Origin of the sequence: Gillisia sp. Hel_I_29, from assembly GCF_000744275.1 — a bacterium.
Classification (GTDB): domain Bacteria; phylum Bacteroidota; class Bacteroidia; order Flavobacteriales; family Flavobacteriaceae; genus Gillisia.
Genome location: NZ_JQLP01000005.1, coordinates 2,223,557 through 2,243,757, shown reverse-complemented (window position 1 = coordinate 2,243,757; position 20,201 = coordinate 2,223,557). Strand labels below are relative to the sequence as shown.

The following is a 20,201-nucleotide window of genomic DNA, read 5'->3' as shown; positions in this document are numbered from 1 at the left end:
TACACTTTTTCGATAAAACCCGTTATTTGTGATAACCGTTGTTATGCACTGGGCTTGCGTTTTAGGGTTATCAATAAAATTCCTGCAAGAATAAAAGGTAAACTTAACCACTGCCCCATATTCAAAGTCATTTGATTCTCGAATGCTACTTGATTTTCTTTGAAAAATTCAATTATGAATCTTGCTAAAAATAGAAGTATAAGAAAAACTCCAAATAAGGTTCCATTGAATTCTTTATTCTTTGATTTTTTATAAGTGTAAATCAAAATTGCTGAAATTAAAAAATATGATAAAGCCTCATATAGTTGCGTTGGATGTCTTGGTATTAAATCATCTCTTTCAAAAACAACTCCCCAATTTCCATTTGTGGGCTTTCCATATATTTCTGAATTCATAAAATTTCCTAATCTTATGAAAGCTCCGGCTATAGGACCTGCAATAGCAATTCTATCCAATATCCATAATAATTTTGTTTTAAATTTTATCGAATACCATATTATGGCAATAAAAACTCCTATTACACCACCGTGGCTGGCTAATCCTTGAAATCCGATGAATTTAAAAGATCCATTAATTTCTTGTATTGGAAGGAATATTTCTAAAGGATGATCAAAGTAATAATCAGGTTGATAAAATAACACGTGGCCTAGTCTAGCACCAAGCAATGTTCCAACAATGATATAACCTGTAAGTTTTTCTAAATTTTCTGTAGGAGCATTTTCCTGTTCATAAATCCATTTGACTATTTGGTATCCTATTAAAATACCGATAGCAAATAATAGTCCGTAATATTTCAAAGGAAAGGATTCTGTTATCCAAATGATTACTGGATCAGTATTCCAATAAAATATGCCATCTTTCATAGTTCAAATTTTGGTTAAGCCTTGTGCATAACGGTCTCGGTTAACACAAGTTGCGAGAGTAAGGACGCGAACTTGTCGGCTTAGGTTTTAATTGTTGGTTAATTTAATTATTTTCTTTGAAATGCTACCCGCTATTTGTGATAACCGTTGTTATGCACTGGCTTTATTGTAATTATATTTTTTTTTATAACTAAAAGTGATTAGATAAAATAAAAGTATCATAATCATTATTTCATACCCGCTTTTCATTTCTATATCTCCAATATTAAATGATAATTCTGAAATAGAGTCTAAAATTAATACTGCTGCTCCGAATATTAAAGATTGTTTTAATCTTTCGGATCTTATTTTCTTTATTACATCGGTTTCAACTTTTTCTTTGGTAAATACAAGTAATAAAAGTGATGTCAAAAAAATATCTTTACATATCCATTTGATAAGTTCTTTATTAGAATTTATCAAATCAGGATAATAGAGATTTAATATCAAGAAGATCAATGATAACAAACCAAAAGTTAATCCGATTTTCTTGTAATAATTTGGCAATAAATTTTCTTTCATATTTATAATTCTTTATTCAACTCACTGTAAAGCTTGTGCATAACGGTCTCGGTTAACACAAGTTGCGGGAATAGGGACGCGGACTTGTCGGTTTTGTTCTTTTCTTGTTAGGATACTAAATTACAATTTTTCGATAATACCCGTTATTTGTGATAACCGTTGTTGGCTGTAGTATTTTATTCGGAACTAAATTTTTCTTGCTAATAATATACCACCCTAAATTCTTTAGAACTTTCATTGACCAATTGTCTGAATAACTTGTAATGTTCGTCATCTGGAGCATGAATATTATATGAATATTCAGCTTCATTTTTATTTTTTATTGTGACTTTAACTTGAATTGCATCAAGAACAACTCGATTTTTATTTGTCTCAATTTCATTTAAAATTGTTTTTTTCGAGCTTATAATTAAATCACTTAATTCAATAATTGGATCTTTTTTTGAAAAAATGAAACACTCTTTTGAATAATTTTTTGAATTATCACGTAATTTCATTATTTCCATATTTTCATTTGCAGTTCTATCTTTTTTATGAAGTAATTCCGTAATTCTTATTTTATCAGTTTTAGTATAAGTTTCTTTACCAGTATATTCTGAAAAATAGATTTTAGAATTTTCACTATTTCTATGAACATCAATTATATATTCAAATTCAGGCATGTTTCCACTAACCCTAACTTTTAATTGGTATTCGTTTTGAGCAAAAGAATTAATCTTTGTTAAAAGAAATAAAAGAATAAGAATCTTGTACATATCTAAGGTTTTGTGAATATTACTGCCAACGGTCTCGGTTAACACAAGTTGCGGGAGTAAGGACGCGAACTTGTCGGCTTAGGTTTTAATTTTTGGTTAATTTAATTATTTTCTTTGAAAAGCTACCCGTTATTTGTGATAACCGTTGTTGTTGCGCGTTACTTCTTACCATTTATCATTCTGTTGAACTTTTTCAATTTTAGTCAGTTTTGTTAGAGTATAATCTAAAATTTCAGAGGGTTTATTTAAAAAGGATTTTCTTAGTTCAGTATTGTGATTTCTTAATGCAAAAGTTTCAATATTTGTTAATTCTCCTTCTTCACTTAAGGCGTTTGTAGATTTTTGAACAAGAACTATTTTCTTTACTGTGACTCTATATTTTGCATTTTTAAACTCGAAAAGGATAAAAGCATTAATGTCGCTATTAACAATGTAAATTGGAACTGAAGAATTTGATTCTCCCATTTCTTTAAAATCTAATTCTTTTCTTGAAATATTTGCGGTAAGATTTTCTCCGTTAGATTCAATATTTTCATATTCTCCAGAGTTTCTAATCTGATTAATTAATTCATCTTTACTTAATTCAGTTTGATAAACTTTTTGCCATACTAATTTTCCTTCTTCAATTCGGAAATTATCAATATCAAAAGAGTCTAGCTTTAACGGCAATATTGACAAAATAATTATAAATAAATATTTCATTTTTGTTCGAATTTAATGCGCTACAACGGTCTCGGTTAACACAAGTTGCGGGAGTAGGGACACGAACTTGTCGGTTTAAGTTTTTTCTTACTTAGGATACTAAAATACACTTTTTCGACAAAACCCGTTATTTGTGATAACCGTTGTTGCCTGCAGTTATGTTCCCGATTTTTGTTTTGTAAATTTTGTATTTATTGTTGAATATGTATCTTTTTCTTTTAGCAAGATTTTATTTTTATCAACAAGATTAATCAAATTTCTACTTTTAAATTCTTCCAGTGTTTTATTTGATTTATTTTCAATTTTGAAAGATAAACTTTCAATTTCCTTATTTCCAATACAACAGCTTTTCTCTTTTGCAAAAAATGAAGATGAGTTAAATCCTATCGCATAATTTTCTAGTTTTTGTCCATTTACTTGTCTTACTATAGGTTTAGAATAAGTTTTATTAAAAGTCCATTCATTTAAATAACCAATTCCATTTTTATCAACTTTTAGAATATTTTCATCTACATCGGACAACACTAAATTTATTTTACCAGAATATCCGTTTGGAACTATAATTTCTAAAGTCGGTGAATAAAAATAGTAGTGTAAACCTAAAAATGAAAATGTACTTATAATAGCGAATAACTTGATAAAAGCTTTTCTTCTTAAGATAAAATAAAAAATGGTCGTTATAATTAAACTACTAATTATCACACCAATTATCAAAATTGATCCTAAAAGTATTCCAGGCATAATCATTCCTCCTGGAATCTGTGTTATTTTATAAATCAGGGTAATTAAGAGGAATATCGATAAAAATTCAAATATTATTTTTAGTTGACTTTCCTTCATAATTGCTGGCAACGGTCTCGGTTAACACAAGTTGCGGGAGTAGGGATGCGAACTTGTCGGTTTAAGTATTTTCTTACTTAGGATACTAAAATACACTTTTTTGATAAAACCCGTTATTTGTGATAACCGTTGTTGTTGCGCGTTTAGTAATTAATATTCTTTTTTAGTCTCTTGAACAGGATTTTTTCTTGAATTCGTAGAACGAGCCAAAACCATAATAAAATTATTGGTAAAATTAATATGTTCCATAATGAAATTTCACAGCCATTTATTATTTGGGTAATATTTATAATAAGAAATAAAATAAGTATGAAGTATAATTCAAATCTGATTTTAGTTTTTAATATTAGTTTTGTCGATTTATTATCAATTTCTATTATTTTTCCAAATCCACTTATTCCCTCCATTATTCTTGGAAAACCTTGCAGATATAATGTTCCAATTGAGAACCTTGAATAAAATTTAAAAGATGATATGTTTAACCATTTAATTCGAAACTTTTTCTCATTATTTTGAATCCTTTTAATCAGCGTTTCTTTAGAATCTGGAAATATAATTTCCTCATTTAGTATTATAAAATCTATTAGTTTTTTCAATTTTATGTATTCCAAATTGTATAGGTTCGATTTATAATTGTCTTTTTAGTTGAAACCTCTTGAATGCGCTACAACGGTCTCGGTTAACACAAGTTGCGGGAGTAGGGACGCGGGCTTGTCGGTTTAAGTATTTTCTTACTTAGGATACTAAAATACACTTTTTCGATAACACCCGTTATTTGTGATAACCGTTGTTGTGCGGACGTTATCTTACTATTTCTTTAATTAAACTTATTCTTTCTTCAATAATATCTTGAGCCATTTTCGGATTAGTTTCATCCATTTTGAAACCATATATATCATTATAACAATCGTTACAATATTTATATTCTAAGTTATTACTCTTCCCGCATTTACATATCCAAATTTCTTTTTCCTTAGACGATAACATTTGTTTTTTCGAGGTCTTTTCTCCACGTTCAGGAAAGGAATTTTGAATCAATTCTACTAATTCGGTTAAATGTTGAATATCAGCTTTATCGTAATATGGTTTATTGAAGGTAGCAAGTTTTAATCCCACTTTTTGTTTTACGAATTCATTATTCTTTAGTAACTGTGTTATAAAATCATAGTTTAATAAATTTAAATTTTTAATACGATCAATCAGGTTTTTTAAAATACTTATATCATCTGTTTCTAGAATACTTTCAAATAGTAACTCAGCGCAAATTTCCCTTGGTAAAGAATTTAAATAAATATTATAATTATCATTGAATTCATTAACTACAGTCACAGGATGAGTTGAAGGATTTGTTATAAATTCAGAATTTCTTTTTTGTAATTCTGGATAAATATCTATCACTTGATTTTCAATGATGAACTTCCATATTTCAAGATTTAATTTTAAATCTTTGGATTCAATTTTCTTAAGTATATCATTTTTCTTTTTCAAGTTTTGAATTTGCTCAAAAGATATTTTAGAAAAGTCGGTGTTGATGTTTTGATTTAATGATGCATCTAATTGTTTTTCAAAAATTACCGATGTTCCTACAGCTGTAATCATGAACATCGATTTGCCTTTTCCAGAAATTTCATCAATATCTATTTTTAAACCTACTACGCCGTTTCCACCACTTTCATACGCTGCTGATTTTATACGAGTTATTGCTTCATTGTAAATTGAACCAAGTTGTTTTTGATAAGATTCTGAACGACCACCGAAAACATCAGATAATCCACCTAAAAAATCACTAAATAAATTTGTTCCCGCTACAATGTGTGAGGAAATAGGTTTCAGGTATTTAATAATTTTTTTACCTTCTAAAGTTGGAGTGGTAGTAACGATAATATCTTTTGGATTCAGCATATAAGAATAATATTTAAAATATTGATTATAATAGATAATGACGCACAACGGTCTCGGTTAACACAAGTTGCGGGAGTAGGGATGCGAACTTGTCGGTTTAAGTATTTTCTAACTGAGGATACTAAATTACACTTTTTCGATAAAACCCGTTATTTGTGATAACCGTTGTTGGCAATAGTTTTTTAGTGAGCAACTCTCAATTGAAATTCATTACCATTTTCGTCTGTTCCTATCATTTCACCCTTATTAATCCATTCTGTTTCAATAACAATTTCATTTCCGTAAACATCTATTAGATATCCGTTTCCAAATTTACCTGAAGTTTCGACAGAACCATAGAAATCATTGTAATTTTCATCATAACCTTCAACTTCATATGAGTAAGTTTTTTCGTAAGTGTAGTTCGAAATTGGTCTATAATATTCAACGAATTTTTCAGATGCTTTTCTGCCAAATTCCATTTCTCGATAATCTTCTAAATTTAAAGATTCTTCTATTTGAGCTAAATATTCCGGTTCTTTTACTTGGTAATTATATAGATTCCAACCTATGAAACCTATTAATAAAAGAAAAACTATATTTCTAAAATCTTTAAATTTTGTAAATAATAATAAGAGAAATATTACTCCTAATCCAATTGCAAAATGAAATGTAGTTTCAGGGTCAGTAATATCAAAACCCCCAAAATTTGTATAGGAGAATGGATCAACGTATAGACTTCGATTATTTAAAACTGAATTTGCTCCAAGATTTTCTATTGCTATTGCTGTATTTTTAAAACCATTGAAGTATTCTTGTGAATTTTCTAATTTCGAAATTTCATTATATAATTCTTGCTTATTATTGACATTGGATAGGAAATTCTCTATTTGATTGTCAACTATAATCTTTTGCTCTGCATATTGATTTTGAAGTCGTTGTAATTCTTCAAGTCTAAAGTATATTGTAGGATGACCCATTTTATTTTAAATATTTTACATTATATGCTATTATAACATTACTGTATTTAATATACAATTGTAAATTTTCACCATTATTATGCTGTAATCTAATATTACATTCTATTCCATCATTATCCACACAGAACATTTTTAAAATATTTTCACCCTCATCAGTGATTTCTTGAGTCATTTTAATTATTTCATAAACCTCTTTTGGATCAGTATATAAGGTCAGTTTTTTGCCATCTTCGTCCATTATAGCAAGAACATCTGCATTCTTCCAATCTGTCCAATCTTTCCAAGTTCCGTTATCATTTTGAAATTTGATGGATATACTTTCGGTTCTTAGTTTAGCTACTCCTTGTGAGAATGATGAAAAGCTGATAAATAATAGTAATAAGATTAAATTTAATTTTTTCATAGATTTTAATTTAGTTTTATTTAATTCTATACTAACAACACGGTTTTAAAAATTATTGCCAACGGTCTCGGTTAACACAAGTTGCGGGAGTAGGGATACGGACTTGTCGGTTTTGTTGATTTTTTACTTAGGATACTAAATTACACTTTTTCGATAATACCCGTTATTTGTGATAACCGTTGTTGGCAAAAGTTTATTCTACTCCTATAATTTTTCGAAAATTTTCTTCCAACTCTTTTCTTACTTTAGGTACTTTTTCTCTTACAGTTTCTGTTACCTTCTTAATTCTATCAATTTCAAACTCTGCAGAACCGGTTCCAAAAATATATTTGAAAGAAAAATCAATATGACTATCTCTTAGAAGCTTAATAATTTCATCTAATATTGAACAAGTTTCATTATTAAAGTAAAGTTTATGTTTGGAATAATAATCGAATAATTTAGCACCTGCTTTTTCCGCTTGTACAGCTCTTTGGAATTCTTCCTCTTTTACTTCTTCAGGAGTCATACCTGTTATCAATCTCCCACTTACTAACCAGGTCATATCATTTTGAAAATCTATAAGCATTTCATAAATCTTTTCTATCCTATCTAACCTTTTAGAATGTAATTTATTAGCTTTTTCAAATAATAGTTGTAGTTCATTTTTAAATTTCTCGAGTGACTGATCTAATTCATTTTTATATGCATTAGCTTGATTCTGTAGTTGTAGTTCATAAGCCTTTAAGTTTTTATCTAAGGCTTTTTGACTTATAGCTTTTATGAGCCAAGTAATAAAACCAGCTAATATTCCAAATATCCCTAAGTTTTCTATTATTGCATTCCAATTCATAATTTAATTCACTTTCTTGAGTTTCTTGTTGTTTGATAGTGAGTCATTTATTTCTCTTACAATTCTTAAATCTGCTTTCAAATTCGATAAATGCATTCTCGTATTTTCAATTTTTCGTTCTAATTCAAGAACTTCTTCTCGATACCGTTTCGAATCCATATAACTGAAAATTATGGTCAACACCGCAATTATACCTACGATGATTTGAAAAAATCCAGTTGAAATATTGTTAAACAGAGTTGATTGTAGAAGTTTTCCGTCATTTATAAATGTAAAAGAGGTATAATTCTCAATTCCTTTATCCCTTACCCAGCAATACGGATTTGTTATTTCACTTTCATTTTTTTCACAGTAAATTAATTTTTTGTAGAACAGATAATCTAATTGCTTATTTACATCTTCTATATTTTCATTAATATTTTTCGAAATTTGTTTGACAGTAAAGCGCCAATCTTCTTTAGTATTAAGCCCTCCATTTTTCATTCTTTCATTGCTTAAGAACTTAAGAATTTTGTGTTTGATTAAATATGACTTAGGAATTAAAAAGCTCATTTATAAATTTTTGCCAACGTGTTATATCCACAGCAATATACTTATTTATTCGAGAATGTTCCGGGATAAGCGCAGGTTTTCATCGGTATTAGCAGTTTTGGCTAAGGCGCCTAGTGTTACATCTAACGGACTTCTAATCTTCATTAGATCGCGTTGAGTTACGTGTGTGTAGATCATCGTAGTTTCCGGTCTGCTGTGGCCTAAGAGTTCCTGAATGTATCTTAGATCTATACCATTCTCCAACATATGGGTAGCGTAAGAGTGTCGCAATGTATGGGGTGTCACTTTTTTGTTGATCTTAGCTCTTCTACAGGCTATCTTTAAGAACATCCGTACCGAAGACGAACTGTAAACCTCACCTTCCTGACCTTCTACAAAGTATTTCTCCGGTCTGTAAGTTCCCAGATAATTTAAAAGCAGCGGAATAAAACTTTCAGCTAACATCACATAACGGTCTTTTCTACCTTTTCCGTTCTTAATCAAAATTTGCTTTCTATCTACATCAATTTCCTTGATCTGTAAACTCAGCAATTCCCCAACCCTTAGTCCAGAAGAATAGATAAGCGCTAACACAGCGCGATGTTTTAAATTTCTAGTGGCACGTAATAGATCTATCACCTGTTCTTTAGATAGTACCACCGGCAGATATTTGCTCTTATCGGGTCGTTTTAACTTATCAGAATCAATTTGAGATTGCTCATGCAGATCTGCAAAATGCTTTAACGCACTTATACATTGCCTATGTGTACTTATAGAATATCCCGGTGCTGCAATCTCCTTTTCAACAAACAACTCAATATCTCTATTGGTAAATTCTGAAACCGGTTTCTTCAAAAACTTTAAGAGCATAGAAACAAAATGACAATAAGTATCCACCGTGCTCTGGCTATACCTGTTTCCATTTAGATAACTTTCGAACTCTCTCATCGTATCAACATGATCTGAGGCAGAAAATTTTAAAATTTCCTGAGTTTCTGTAACCTCAAGTTTATAGCTTTGCAATCTGGAATAGTCCATTTCACAATTCACTTTTTTAAGATGCCAATACAATTCAGCTTTATTCTTTTGAGTGAATGGCACATAAAAGCAAGAATGTGTTTTGCTCCAATTAAGGTCTGTAAGTTGTTTAATATGAGTTTTTAGCTCATTATCAAATTTAAAAGCGATCCCAATTTGCAGGGCCCTCTTATGATTTAGCGGAAATAGTCGTACTTGCTCCATCTTTAAAGAATAATGAGTTAAAGTACTAAAAATAAGAATCTTAAGTTATTAAATTATCTGAAAAATTTCAGGTCTCTAATAATTTTTTGGTGGTCTAAAGAACCAACAACCCATGATCTTTTAAAATTCGGATTGGTTTTGAGAACCAGAACAATTCAAAATCTTCAAACTGACTATCAAAATCTGTTTTTAACTGCTTATAAGTAAGTAATTTTTCTTCGTAAGGAGATAATTGTTCTAAAGCATTTAGCAGCCATTCGCCAGTTTCTTTTTCTATAATAATGCTGAAACTTTCAGAAATATCATGAAACTTCATCACTAACTGATGGTTGGTTAATCCTTTTTTAGTTTTTACTTGTTCTACTACTTGAGGAATTCCACCCAACCAAACCACTTTCGCATTTGGTTTAACGCTGAAGTTTGTTTCATCTTCCAAGCATTGCTCGATAAAATCGAATTTAATAGTGGTTTGAGGGATCTTAAAATCGAACCATTCCTGAAGCGGAAGTTCAAATCCAATTCCGTGCATATAATTGAACAGAGATTTCTTTAATCCGAAGCTGAATTTGGAATGATCTATTCCTGTACTATCCACAAAATCTACATCGTTATTTGCAAAACTGATCTCATTATACTGCGGAATAATTCCATAAGCATCTGGATCTAATCCAACGGGACTCTGTGCGGTTAAAGCGAACTGATGCCAGAAGCCAGATTGCAAAATGCTAATTTCAAACAATTGTCTCATCATTTCAAGGCTATCTACCGTTTCCTGAACGGTTTGAGTAGGGTAGCCGTACATAAGGTAAGAATGCACCATAATGTTAGCTTCGGTAAGGTTGCGGGTAACCTGAGCCACCTGTGCCACGGTAACGCCTTTGTCTATAAGCTTTAAAAGTCGGTCTGAAGCTACTTCCAAGCCGCCGGAAATTGCAATACACCCAGATTCTTTCAGCAACAAACAAAGATCTTTAGTAAAGTTCTTTTCAAACCTGATATTCGCCCACCAAGTAACCGTTAGTTTTCTCTTGATGATTTCCAAAGCTAAAGATCTCATTAAGGCTGGGGGAGCGGCTTCATCTACAAAGTGAAATCCGGTTTCTCCTGTTTGCGCAATGAGTTGCTCCATTCTGTCCACCAAAATTTTGGCAGCAATTGGTTCATAAAGCTTTATGTAATCTAAAGAGATGTCGCAAAAAGTACATTTTCCCCAATAACATCCGTGTGCCATGGTAAGTTTATTCCATCGGCCATCACTCCAAAGACTGTGCATAGGGTTGGCGATCTCTATTACAGAAATATAATCTGAAAGCGGCAAGTCTCCATAATCTGGAGTACCTAATTGATTTTGTTTATAATCTGAACGCAGCGAAGTGTTGTTATAAGTTACTTCTCCATTTTGAAGTAAAAAGGTGCGTTTAAATTTTTGATGATCTGGATTTGCTGAAGTTGGATCCAAAACATTTGAAATAAGAATTTCTATAGGCAATTCTCCATCATCCAACGTAATAAAATCGAAGAATTCAAAAACGCGAACATCGGTAAGCGATCTTAATTCGGTATTAGGAAAACCACCACCCATAGCGATCTTTATTTCAGGATAGTTTTCTTTGATATATTGCGCTGCTCTAAAAGCGCTAAAAAGATTCCCCGGAAATGGCACCGAAAAACAGATAAGCTTTGGCTGAACTTCTTCTATTCTTCTGCTTAAAATATCTATACTGATATCGTCTATAAAACTGATCTCTTCTTGAAGATGCTCATACAATTCATCAAAAGAATTAGCGCTTCTTCCTAACCTTTCTGCATATCTACTAAAACCGAAATTCTCATCGATACATTCAATAATAAAATCTGAAAGATCTTCGAGAAATAAAGTAGCTAAATGCTTGGCTTTATCTTGCATTCCCATAGAACCAAAAGCATATTCCATATCATCCAACTGCTCAAACCTGGAAGCTTTGGGTAGAAAATTTCCGGTGCAGATCTGTCTTGCTAGGGTTTGGTCTTTTCCTTGCAAAAATCTGATAACATCATCTAAAGGTTTGAGGTAATTTGCTCGTAAAGCATAGATACGCTCACAATTTTCTGAAGTAATGGTTTCATTTTCTGCAGCGATCTCAAATAATTCGCTTAAAGTATGCTTAGAAAATAGCTCTAAAATAACTTCGATCCCCAAATCCATCTGATAAGAACTGATGTTCTTGGTGTTCAGAAAGCCCTTTAAATAAGCCGTTGCAGGATATGGCGTATTTAATTGAGTAAAAGGCGGGGTAATAAGTAGGAGATCTTTCTGCATTGCAAATTAAAATTGAAGCAACAAAGGTAAGTTATTGTTCGCTCTTTAAGATCTCTGTAACCGCTTGTAAATATGCTTTTTGATTATTTGCCTTTTTGATCTTTTTAAAGGTTTTCTGCGGATTGGAGAAGGTTTGTGAGAAATAACTCCAAAATCCCTGCATTTTCATCTTGATAGGAGTAGGGCCGCTTAACGCCTCGTCGTATTGATTATAAATGGTATCATGAAATTCTCTGAATTGCTGCCATCTATCTTTAGGATATTCGGTAGTATCAGCTTTTATCATAGAAGGAAGAAAAGGATCGGCAATTAAACCGCGGCCAATCATCCAATGGTCTATCTGCGGAAAGCGTTTTTGCATCTCCTTAAATCCGTCTACGGTAGTAATATCTCCATTATAATACATCTTGTGTTTGGTATTATCCAAACATCGCTGAAATGCATCCAGATCTACACCACCTTTGTATAATTGCTTTCCAATTCTGGCGTGAATGGCGATATTCTTCAGTGGATATTTATCTAAAATAGGTAAAGTGTCTAAGATCTCGGTACTGTCTTCATACCCCATCCTCATTTTCATAGAAACCAAAATGTCGGTTTCAGAATGAGCACGGTCCAAAATATTATCTATTCTTTCAGGATCATTGATCAATCCGGAACCCATTCCGCGTTTGGTAACCATCGGGTAAGGACAACCCAAATTCCAGTTGAGTTCTTTATACCCAAGTTCCCGAACATATTTAGCCACAAATAGAAATTCTTCAGCATCGTTGGTGATAACCTGCGGAATTACTTCCAAGGTATTGTTATGCTCCGGTAACAGATCTCGCTTATAAGAATTTTTTACAATCAGCTTCCCATCCAAACGTATGTATGGCGCATAATAAGTGTCAATTCCACCAAAATAGTGGTGTTGTGCATTTCTAAATCTGAAATCGGTGAAACCCTGCAATGGGGATGAAAGAAGTGTAAAACTCATGTAGTATTTGTTGCTGCAAAGATAGCTTAAAATGGGCAATGGGCATATGCAATTTAGAAAAGTAAAAAATCATTTTTTATTGAAAACATCAATTGGTGTGTGCAAAAGTTAGAATGTGATTATGTTCTTCTATCAAAAAAATCTTACTTTTGTTTTTACAACTTCAGCACTATAGATTATGAGCCAAAAAGTATTTCTTAATGCAAAAGAAATCAACATTATACTTCATCGTTTGGCCTGTCAGTTAATTGAGAATCATCCTAATCTTGAAAATACCGTTATTATTGGAATTCAGCCAAGAGGAACCTTTCTGGCAAACCGAATTGTAACTATTCTAGAGGAGGAATATAAACTGAAGAATATTCCACACGGGCAATTAGATATCACTTTCTATAGAGATGATTTTAGAAGAGGTGATAAACCTTTAGAAGCCAATAAAACCAAGATAGATTTTATAGTAGAAGATAAGAATGTGATCTTTATAGATGATGTTCTTTATACAGGCCGAAGCATTCGCGCCGCACTAACTGCCATTCAATCTTTTGGAAGACCTAAAGAAATAGAACTGCTTACCCTTATAGATAGAAGATTTAGTAGACATTTACCAATTCAGCCAGATTATAATGGGAGACAGGTGGATGCTATTAATGATGAGCAGGTAAAAGTGCACTGGAAAGAAATTCAAGGGGAAGATGCTGTTTATGTGTATTCAAAATAAAATGAATCCTGAAAATGGGATAATTTAAAAGCAAGTAATCCATGAGCGAATTAAGTGTAAACCACTTATTGGGAATTAAATATCTGAAGCCAGAAGATATCGAGCTTATCTTTAAAACGGCAGATCATTTTAAAGAAGTGATCAATAGGCCCATTAAAAAAGTTCCTTCTCTACGCGATATTACCATAGCCAACTTATTCTTTGAGAATAGTACCAGAACCCGACTTTCTTTTGAACTTGCTGAAAAACGATTGAGTGCAGATGTAATTAATTTTTCTGCCGCCTCTTCTTCAGTGAAAAAAGGGGAAACGCTTATAGATACCGTAAATAATATTCTTGCCATGAAGGTAGATATGGTGGTAATGCGTCATCCTAATCCGGGAGCAGGAATTTTTCTTTCTAAACATGTAGATGCAAGTATTATAAATGCAGGAGATGGAACTCATGAGCATCCAACCCAAGCTTTACTAGATTCTTATTCTATCAGAGAAAAATTAGGCGAAGTTAAAGGGAAGAAAGTATTGATAGTGGGAGATATTTTGCACAGTAGAGTTGCCCTTTCAAATATTTTTGCTTTGAAACTTCAAGGCGCTGAGGTAAAGGTTTGTGGCCCAAAAACACTGATCCCAAAATATATAGAATCTTTAGGAGTAGGAGTAGAGACCAATTTAATAAAAGCATTAGAATGGTGTGATGTGGCAAACATGTTGCGTGTACAGAATGAGCGAATGGAGATAAGTTATTTTCCAAGTACCAGAGAATACACACAACAATTTGGGTTGAATAAGAAGATCCTAGATTCTTTAAATAAAGAAATCGTGGTGATGCATCCAGGGCCAATTAATAGAGGAGTGGAGATCACTAGTGATGTAGCAGATTCTAAACAGGCTATAATTCTAGATCAGGTACAGAATGGTGTGGCAGTGAGAATGGCTGTTATTTATCTTTTAGCATCCAAAATCAAACATTAAAAAGCGATATAAATTTATACATATGAAGATCATTAATAAAGACGATTATAAGATCCTTAGAGATGAAAAGAATGAGATAGCAGAGTTTGCAAATTACATGTCTCATAACCATTCGCAATTTCAGAATGATAATGTAATTATAGATATCCTCAAAAAAGGAGATCTTGAATTAGAAGAATTACTTATGTTCTTAGAGATCTCTAATATTCATAGAGCAGAGAAGAGATCTTTTGTAATAGTTAATGATGCTGTAGATATAGACCAGGTTCCTGAAGAACTTATTGTGGTGCCTACCATTTTAGAAGCTACAGATATAATAAAAATGGAAGAACTGGAGAGAGAGCTAGGTTTCTAGAGTATTTCTGTAGTCTTCAAACTCTATTTAGAGTTCCAAAATAAAAAAGCATGAAACTTACTATTTTAGGTTGTTACGCAGCCACGCCACGATCTTTTACAAATCCAACAGCACAGGTTCTAGATATTAATAATCATCTATTTATGATAGACTGTGGAGAAGGGTCTCAAGTGGAGTTGAGGCGAAATAAAATAAAGTTCTCAAAGATAAAGCACATTTTTATATCTCATCTTCATGGAGATCATTGTTTTGGGCTTGTTGGGCTTATCTCAACATTTAGATTGCTTAACAGAGATACAGAATTGCATGTTTACGGCCCTAAAGGAATAAAAGAGATCATTACACTTCAATTAAAATTATCGAGTTCTTGGACTAATTATCCGCTTTATTTTCATGAGTTGGAAAGTAAAGAATCTCAGCTTATCTATGAAGATGACAAAGTAACTGTAGAGACCATTCCGTTAAAACACAGAATTTATACCAACGGATTTCTTTTTAAAGAAAAGCCTGGACTTAGAAAATTGCTGATCAACGAAGCGGTGGAACGTAACATTGATGTTGCCCTTTACCAAAGTTTGAAAATGGGAAAAGATGTTGTTAATAATGATGGAGAGACCATTGCTAATCATCTAGTTACTACAGAACCGGATCCTTCAAAATCATATGCATACTGTAGTGATACTATGTATTATCCGGAGATCATTCCACAAATTAAAAATGCTACTGTCCTGTATCATGAATCTACCTTTTTAGAAGAGAATAAAGAACTGGCAGAACCTACTAAACATTCTACAGCAATAGAAGCGGCAACTATCGCAAAAGATGCTGAGGTTAAGAATCTTATACTAGGCCATTATTCTACCAGATATGGCAGCATTTTACCGTTTAAAAGCGAGGCTGAAACCGTATTTCCTCGAGTTCAACTTGCAGATGATGGAAAATCATTCGAATTTTAAAAAATACTTGTAAGTCGTTTCTTACAAGTAAGTCGTTCAACGCTTAATTGTCGTAAATATTGTCAGTAGAGTCTTACAAAAAGTGTTAAAATTCGCACAATATCGATAAAAGGTGTATTTCATCGTGTATTTAGTCGATTATATTAGTATTTTAGTAATCCCAAATCTAACTAATCTACTAGCATATGTTGAAAATTACCAAACACCTTTGTGCCGTATTAATTTGCGCTCTTACGCTTACATCATGTTCAAAAGATACCGATGTTCTGCAGGAACAAAGTAACCTTAAAGCAGAAATTCTTTCTGATAATGTTTCTTATAGCAATATTGAACTTGAAATACTTACCGCAGTTAATGCACACCGCCAAAGTTTAGGATTGAACAAGCTTGGTAGAATAGATGACATTACTTTTCAGGCGGAAGACCATACAGATTATATGGTAGAGAATAAATTAGTTAATCATTCAGATTTTGACAAAAGATTTAATGCTTTGGTTAAAGATGTGGGTGCCTCTTCTGTAAGTGAAAATGTAGGGTATGGTTATAGAACAGCAGCTGCAGTAGTTCAGGCTTGGTTAGCGAGCGAAGGACATAAAGCAAATATAGAAGGAGACTTTACACATTTTGGTATCGCTGTAGATAGTGACGATAATGGAAAGAATTACTTTACGAATATTTTCGTAAAGAGATAATTGTTAGTACTTAGAATAATTTTTTTATTATAATTAGTTAGCCTTTAGCATACGTTTAATTAGAATAAAGATCTCGCATTAGCGGGATCTTTTTATTTTCATAAAACCTTTTCTTCTAAGAGTTTCTTTGTCCTTATAAGATTTGATAATGACTTTAGATAAGACAGCTACTCCTTATCTTTCAAAAGCTATTAGGTAAGCTTAAATTAATTATTATCATGGTGTTTCTAATACTCTCAAAATATTTATATGATATCTTAAGAACGGTTATTAAATGTGTTGATCTATAAGTATGAAATTTCCATCTGGATCTGTAAGTATAAAATTTGCAGGTCCCGTAGTGTCCTCATTCACTTCCTTTTCTAAAGTAATTCCATTAGCTTTTAATTCTTTCTGAACCTTTCTGATATCATCAAAATCTTTAACAGTTTCTCCATTTGCATCCCATCCGGGATTAAAGGTCAAAATATTCTTATCAAACATTCCCTGAAACAAACCGATTACAGCATTCTGATTTTTCATGATAAGGTAATTTTGCTCCATTGAACCACCTATTACTTTAAATCCTAAGTTCAGATAGAATTTTTTAGAAACTTCAATGTCTTTAACATTTAGACTTACCGAGAACGCACCTAATTTCATATTCTTAATTTTTTAATTTAATAACTCTTTCTATAATTTACCAATTTTAGATGAATTGTGAAGCAATCTTATGGTATGAAATAATGTTCAATTGCTGTTGGTAATTCATTAATTAAGGCTACTAAATAAAAGATCCCGCTATTTGCGGGATCTATAACTAATATATTTATGTTGAAGGAATTTTATAATCTTACTTCATTTTAACTACTTTAAACATCGATCTTCTATTTAATTGATGTTGTTTTGAGTTGCAAGTATCGCATTTTACAGCTGGTTGCTTTTCTCCATAACCTTTATAAGCTACTATTCTTTCTGGAGCAATTCCATGACTTACTAAATAATTATAAGTAGACTCTGCTCTCCTAATTGCTAATGCCTCATTGTATGCATCACTTCCTCTAAAATCTGTATGAGATCCAATTTCTATTACCAGATTAGGATATTTTTCTGTCATTAATGCCACCAACTTATCTAGTTCTGTAGCTGCATCTTTACGAATATTAGATTTGTCGAAATCAAAATAGATGTTATTGATCTCTGCTAAGTATTCTACATCCGGAATAGGACTTAACTGTATATCATAGATCAACTCTTCTTTCTTGCCCAGATCAAAAGAACTTATTTCTCCAGATTTTTCGGTGTATTCTATATGTTTTGCTTCAAATGGATATTTTGTATCTCTACTGATAATGGTAGTATATTTTCCATCATTATCGGTTTCAAGAAATGCAAATTGAGAATTATCAGATCCCATTAATCTAATAGTAGCATTCGCAATAGGAAGATTGTTCACATCATCTGTTACCGTACCTTTTAGAACCAGTGGTTTAAGGAGATTAAATTCGTAGACATCATCATTAATACCATCCCTATTTGATGCTATCCAGCCAGTATTCTCTTCAGATTTTTGAAAATAGGCAAAGTCATCTTTACTACTGTTAATAGGAGCGCCAAGATTGGTTATTTCTAAACTTGTAGTGTTAAGATCTGTTTTAAAAATATCCATTAATCCTAATCCTAAATGACCGTTGGAGGAGAAGTAAAGAATATTTTCTGTAGTTAAGAAAGGAAAAGCTTCATCTAAGCTAGTGTTGATCTCTTTCCCTAAATTAACAGGAACACCATAGGTATTATCTCCCGTGATCTCCACTTTATATATATCTGTTCCACCTTGTCCACCAGGCATGTCTGAGGTAAAATACAACAATTTATTATCTGAACTTAAACTTGGGTGGCCTACAGAATATTCATTATCGTTAAAAGGAAGTTCTACCACCTCTTTCCAAGAGCCATTAATATTTGTTGCTCTATAGATTTTTAAATTGTTGGTAGATTTTTTATCCTTTTTCCCTTCTTTATTGTTTATATAATTATTTCTGGTGAAATATAGATACTTTCCATCATTGGTGATGCTAAGTGGGCCATCATGCAATACGCTATTTACATCTCCAGAAATAGGAGAAACCATTTCATCTTTTACTATATAGATATCTAAAAAAGGTTCCCCATTCCAGGAATAAACTTTTTTATTTTTTGGCATCGCTTCATTTCTAGCAGATATTAAATAGGTAACACCGTTTTTTTCATAAGCTCCAAAATCACTAAGATCTGAATTGAATTTAGCTTTTTCTAAAGTGTAATCATCCCGGTTCTTTATCTTAGACATATCATCAGAAAGAAGCTCTTTTACGTCTGAAGTGTTTTTTCCTGTTTCCTGATATTTAGCTAACCATGTTCTAGACTCATCATATCTCTTAACACCTCTCAAAGCCTGAGCGAACTTAAAATAGTACTCTGGAGAAACATCTGCCTGTTTTACAACATCGGTGTAGTAGTACACTGCATCTTCTGGACGTCTTAATTTGCTATAACTATCTGCAAGTTGTTGTTTATTATAAGCTGTATTAAAATCTTTTTCAATTAATTCTTTATAGATATCTACAGCTTCCAGGTAAGCAAGATCGTTATATAACCTGTCTGCTTTTCTCTGTTTGGAGTTTTGAGCTGAAGCTATAAAACTATTTCCAATAATGAGCAGAAGTATTAAGTAGTTGAAATTCTTCATAATAGTTTTATTAATGTTAGAAAAATCTTGGAGATTTATATCTGGTGTTTCTAAATCTAAATTCATAGATCAAAATGATCTCGTGAGAGCCAGAGGTGTAAGGTCTAAGGTCTGAAATGCTATATTCATAAGCATATCCAATACGTAGAGGTTCAAATACTCTAAAATCTACAAAGGCACCAATTGCATCATCTATTCTGTAAGTAGCACCCAAATATAACTTTTCATCATAAATGGTAGTTGCAGAAATGTCTACAGATAAAGGAGCACCGCTAGTAGCTTTTGCTAAAGCTGTTGGTCTTAATTTCCAAGTGTCATTAAGGTCAAAAACATAACCCCCGGTTAAATAATAATGAACTTGTTCCAAAGCTACATATTGATTAAAGTCGTTATTATCGTTATTTATCAATTTTGGAGCAGAAAGACCCACGTACCAGTTTTGAGCAGATAGATACAATCCTGCACCTACATTTGGAGTCCATTTGTTAAACTGATCTCTAAAAAAAGGATCATCCATAACCTGAGGATCTGTAAATAGATCCTCATCCAGATCGTAATAGCTAAATCCACCTTTTATACCAAAAGATAATGTTGTTTCTTGTCCTACAGGAATTGTATAAGAAACATCTCCGTAGATATACGTGTAATTCTCATAACCTGTTTTGTCATTTATAACAGACAGTCCAACCCCAATTCGTTCATTTCTTAAGGGAGAATGAAGAGAGAGAGTTTGGGTACGAGGAGCACCTTCTATACCAACCCATTGGTTTCTGTTTAATGCAGTAAGTGAAAATCCGTCTCTACTCCCGGCATACGCAGGGTTTACAGATATGGTATTATACATATACTGGGTGAACTGTGGTAATTGCTGAGCCTGAGTTGAAGACAGACCAGCAAAAACTATCGATATTAGGATATAGAAATTTTTCATGTT

The 20,201-nt window shown here is 32.1% G+C and carries 22 protein-coding genes; 5 read left to right on the top strand and 17 right to left on the bottom strand.

Annotated features, from left to right (window positions below):
• Positions 1 to 41: 41 nt before the first annotated feature.
• The 14 genes from lgt to P163_RS15325 all read right to left on the bottom strand — a co-directional run bounded on the left by lgt (position 42) and on the right by P163_RS15325 (position 12,868).
• A complete protein-coding gene (gene lgt, locus P163_RS15390) occupies positions 42 to 863 on the bottom strand; it encodes a prolipoprotein diacylglyceryl transferase (protein ID WP_034893260.1) in 822 nt (273 codons plus the stop codon).
• A gap of 150 nt (positions 864 to 1,013) precedes the next feature.
• Entirely contained in the window at positions 1,014 to 1,424 is a 411-nt protein-coding gene (locus P163_RS15385; RefSeq protein WP_034893257.1) for a hypothetical protein, read from the bottom strand.
• A gap of 200 nt (positions 1,425 to 1,624) precedes the next feature.
• Positions 1,625 to 2,179 carry a hypothetical protein gene (locus tag P163_RS15380; RefSeq protein WP_034893254.1) on the bottom strand — a complete coding sequence of 185 codons (555 nt, stop codon included), beginning with the start codon at positions 2,177 to 2,179 and terminating at the stop codon, positions 1,625 to 1,627.
• A 165-nt stretch (positions 2,180 to 2,344) separates the two neighbouring features.
• Positions 2,345 to 2,881, bottom strand: a complete 537-nt coding sequence (locus P163_RS15375) for a hypothetical protein (protein ID WP_034893251.1) — start codon at positions 2,879 to 2,881, stop codon at positions 2,345 to 2,347.
• 156 nt (positions 2,882 to 3,037) lie between these two features.
• Positions 3,038 to 3,721: a hypothetical protein gene (locus tag P163_RS15370; RefSeq protein ID WP_034893247.1), complete on the bottom strand. Its 684-nt coding sequence runs from the start codon at positions 3,719 to 3,721 to the stop codon at positions 3,038 to 3,040.
• Positions 3,722 to 3,864: 143 nt separating this feature from the next.
• A complete protein-coding gene (locus P163_RS15365; RefSeq protein ID WP_156100723.1) occupies positions 3,865 to 4,332 on the bottom strand; it encodes a hypothetical protein in 468 nt (155 codons plus the stop codon).
• Positions 4,333 to 4,522: 190 nt separating this feature from the next.
• Complete coding sequence (locus tag P163_RS17965) at positions 4,523 to 5,623, bottom strand: YbjQ family protein (RefSeq protein WP_051931263.1); 1,101 nt, start codon at positions 5,621 to 5,623, stop codon at positions 4,523 to 4,525.
• 182 nt (positions 5,624 to 5,805) lie between these two features.
• Positions 5,806 to 6,582, bottom strand: coding sequence for a hypothetical protein (locus P163_RS17960; protein ID WP_051931262.1), 777 nt, complete (start codon positions 6,580 to 6,582; stop codon positions 5,806 to 5,808).
• 1 nt (position 6,583) lies between these two features.
• On the bottom strand, positions 6,584 to 6,985 hold the full coding sequence (locus P163_RS15350) for a hypothetical protein (RefSeq protein WP_034893241.1): 402 nt from the start codon (positions 6,983 to 6,985) through the stop codon (positions 6,584 to 6,586).
• Positions 6,986 to 7,178: 193 nt separating this feature from the next.
• On the bottom strand, positions 7,179 to 7,817 hold the full coding sequence (locus P163_RS15345) for a hypothetical protein (protein ID WP_034893237.1): 639 nt from the start codon (positions 7,815 to 7,817) through the stop codon (positions 7,179 to 7,181).
• Between the two features lie 3 nt (positions 7,818 to 7,820).
• The gene (locus P163_RS15340) at positions 7,821 to 8,369 is read right to left on the bottom strand and encodes a hypothetical protein (RefSeq protein WP_034893234.1); all 549 of its coding nucleotides are present in this window, start codon (positions 8,367 to 8,369) and stop codon (positions 7,821 to 7,823) included.
• Between the two features lie 45 nt (positions 8,370 to 8,414).
• On the bottom strand, positions 8,415 to 9,590 hold the full coding sequence (gene xerA / locus P163_RS15335; protein ID WP_034893231.1) for a site-specific tyrosine recombinase/integron integrase: 1,176 nt from the start codon (positions 9,588 to 9,590) through the stop codon (positions 8,415 to 8,417).
• A 94-nt stretch (positions 9,591 to 9,684) separates the two neighbouring features.
• Complete coding sequence (locus P163_RS15330; RefSeq protein ID WP_034893228.1) at positions 9,685 to 11,889, bottom strand: B12-binding domain-containing radical SAM protein; 2,205 nt, start codon at positions 11,887 to 11,889, stop codon at positions 9,685 to 9,687.
• A gap of 31 nt (positions 11,890 to 11,920) precedes the next feature.
• A complete protein-coding gene (locus P163_RS15325) occupies positions 11,921 to 12,868 on the bottom strand; it encodes a tRNA dihydrouridine synthase (protein WP_034893226.1) in 948 nt (315 codons plus the stop codon).
• Positions 12,869 to 13,046: 178 nt separating this feature from the next.
• On the opposite strand from P163_RS15325, the gene pyrR reads away from it, so the two are divergent.
• The 5 genes from pyrR (at position 13,047) to P163_RS15300 (ending at position 16,560) form a co-directional block, all read left to right on the top strand.
• On the top strand, positions 13,047 to 13,586 hold the full coding sequence (gene pyrR / locus P163_RS15320; RefSeq protein ID WP_034893224.1) for a bifunctional pyr operon transcriptional regulator/uracil phosphoribosyltransferase PyrR: 540 nt from the start codon (positions 13,047 to 13,049) through the stop codon (positions 13,584 to 13,586).
• 41 nt (positions 13,587 to 13,627) lie between these two features.
• Positions 13,628 to 14,557: an aspartate carbamoyltransferase catalytic subunit gene (locus P163_RS15315; protein ID WP_034893222.1), complete on the top strand. Its 930-nt coding sequence runs from the start codon at positions 13,628 to 13,630 to the stop codon at positions 14,555 to 14,557.
• A gap of 22 nt (positions 14,558 to 14,579) precedes the next feature.
• Positions 14,580 to 14,912, top strand: a complete 333-nt coding sequence (locus P163_RS15310) for a hypothetical protein (RefSeq protein WP_034893220.1) — start codon at positions 14,580 to 14,582, stop codon at positions 14,910 to 14,912.
• A 50-nt stretch (positions 14,913 to 14,962) separates the two neighbouring features.
• Positions 14,963 to 15,868 carry a ribonuclease Z gene (locus P163_RS15305; protein ID WP_034893218.1) on the top strand — a complete coding sequence of 302 codons (906 nt, stop codon included), beginning with the start codon at positions 14,963 to 14,965 and terminating at the stop codon, positions 15,866 to 15,868.
• A 185-nt stretch (positions 15,869 to 16,053) separates the two neighbouring features.
• Positions 16,054 to 16,560 (top strand): CAP domain-containing protein, encoded by a 507-nt coding sequence (locus P163_RS15300; RefSeq protein WP_034893216.1) that lies wholly within the window; start codon positions 16,054 to 16,056, stop codon positions 16,558 to 16,560.
• Between the two features lie 270 nt (positions 16,561 to 16,830).
• Here P163_RS15300 and P163_RS15295 read toward each other — a convergent pair whose 3' ends face one another.
• The 3 genes from P163_RS15295 to P163_RS15285 form a co-directional block, all read right to left on the bottom strand.
• A complete protein-coding gene (locus P163_RS15295; protein WP_034893214.1) occupies positions 16,831 to 17,202 on the bottom strand; it encodes a VOC family protein in 372 nt (123 codons plus the stop codon).
• A 190-nt stretch (positions 17,203 to 17,392) separates the two neighbouring features.
• The gene (locus tag P163_RS15290) at positions 17,393 to 19,267 is read right to left on the bottom strand and encodes an OmpA family protein (protein ID WP_034894486.1); all 1,875 of its coding nucleotides are present in this window, start codon (positions 19,265 to 19,267) and stop codon (positions 17,393 to 17,395) included.
• A 16-nt stretch (positions 19,268 to 19,283) separates the two neighbouring features.
• Positions 19,284 to 20,198 carry a type IX secretion system membrane protein PorP/SprF gene (locus P163_RS15285; RefSeq protein WP_034893211.1) on the bottom strand — a complete coding sequence of 305 codons (915 nt, stop codon included), beginning with the start codon at positions 20,196 to 20,198 and terminating at the stop codon, positions 19,284 to 19,286.
• Positions 20,199 to 20,201: the final 3 nt, after the last annotated feature.

Excerpts from the sequence above, each read along its gene's own strand:
- lgt (WP_034893260.1), bottom strand. The coding sequence starts at position 863 with ATGAAAGATGGCATATTTTATTGGAATACTGATCCAGTAATCATTTGG.
- P163_RS15385 (WP_034893257.1), bottom strand. The coding sequence starts at position 1,424 with ATGAAAGAAAATTTATTGCCAAATTATTACAAGAAAATCGGATTAACT.
- P163_RS15380 (WP_034893254.1), bottom strand. The coding sequence starts at position 2,179 with ATGTACAAGATTCTTATTCTTTTATTTCTTTTAACAAAGATTAATTCT.
- P163_RS15375 (WP_034893251.1), bottom strand. The coding sequence starts at position 2,881 with ATGAAATATTTATTTATAATTATTTTGTCAATATTGCCGTTAAAGCTA.
- P163_RS15370 (WP_034893247.1), bottom strand. The coding sequence starts at position 3,721 with ATGAAGGAAAGTCAACTAAAAATAATATTTGAATTTTTATCGATATTC.
- P163_RS17965 (WP_051931263.1), bottom strand. The coding sequence starts at position 5,623 with ATGCTGAATCCAAAAGATATTATCGTTACTACCACTCCAACTTTAGAA.
- P163_RS17960 (WP_051931262.1), bottom strand. The coding sequence starts at position 6,582 with ATGGGTCATCCTACAATATACTTTAGACTTGAAGAATTACAACGACTT.
- P163_RS15350 (WP_034893241.1), bottom strand. The coding sequence starts at position 6,985 with ATGAAAAAATTAAATTTAATCTTATTACTATTATTTATCAGCTTTTCA.
- P163_RS15345 (WP_034893237.1), bottom strand. The coding sequence starts at position 7,817 with ATGAATTGGAATGCAATAATAGAAAACTTAGGGATATTTGGAATATTA.
- P163_RS15340 (WP_034893234.1), bottom strand. The coding sequence starts at position 8,369 with ATGAGCTTTTTAATTCCTAAGTCATATTTAATCAAACACAAAATTCTT.
- xerA (WP_034893231.1), bottom strand. The coding sequence starts at position 9,590 with ATGGAGCAAGTACGACTATTTCCGCTAAATCATAAGAGGGCCCTGCAA.
- P163_RS15330 (WP_034893228.1), bottom strand. The coding sequence starts at position 11,889 with ATGCAGAAAGATCTCCTACTTATTACCCCGCCTTTTACTCAATTAAAT.
- P163_RS15325 (WP_034893226.1), bottom strand. The coding sequence starts at position 12,868 with ATGAGTTTTACACTTCTTTCATCCCCATTGCAGGGTTTCACCGATTTC.
- pyrR (WP_034893224.1), top strand. The coding sequence starts at position 13,047 with ATGAGCCAAAAAGTATTTCTTAATGCAAAAGAAATCAACATTATACTT.
- P163_RS15315 (WP_034893222.1), top strand. The coding sequence starts at position 13,628 with ATGAGCGAATTAAGTGTAAACCACTTATTGGGAATTAAATATCTGAAG.
- P163_RS15310 (WP_034893220.1), top strand. The coding sequence starts at position 14,580 with ATGAAGATCATTAATAAAGACGATTATAAGATCCTTAGAGATGAAAAG.
- P163_RS15305 (WP_034893218.1), top strand. The coding sequence starts at position 14,963 with ATGAAACTTACTATTTTAGGTTGTTACGCAGCCACGCCACGATCTTTT.
- P163_RS15300 (WP_034893216.1), top strand. The coding sequence starts at position 16,054 with ATGTTGAAAATTACCAAACACCTTTGTGCCGTATTAATTTGCGCTCTT.
- P163_RS15295 (WP_034893214.1), bottom strand. The coding sequence starts at position 17,202 with ATGAAATTAGGTGCGTTCTCGGTAAGTCTAAATGTTAAAGACATTGAA.
- P163_RS15290 (WP_034894486.1), bottom strand. The coding sequence starts at position 19,267 with ATGAAGAATTTCAACTACTTAATACTTCTGCTCATTATTGGAAATAGT.
- P163_RS15285 (WP_034893211.1), bottom strand. The coding sequence starts at position 20,198 with ATGAAAAATTTCTATATCCTAATATCGATAGTTTTTGCTGGTCTGTCT.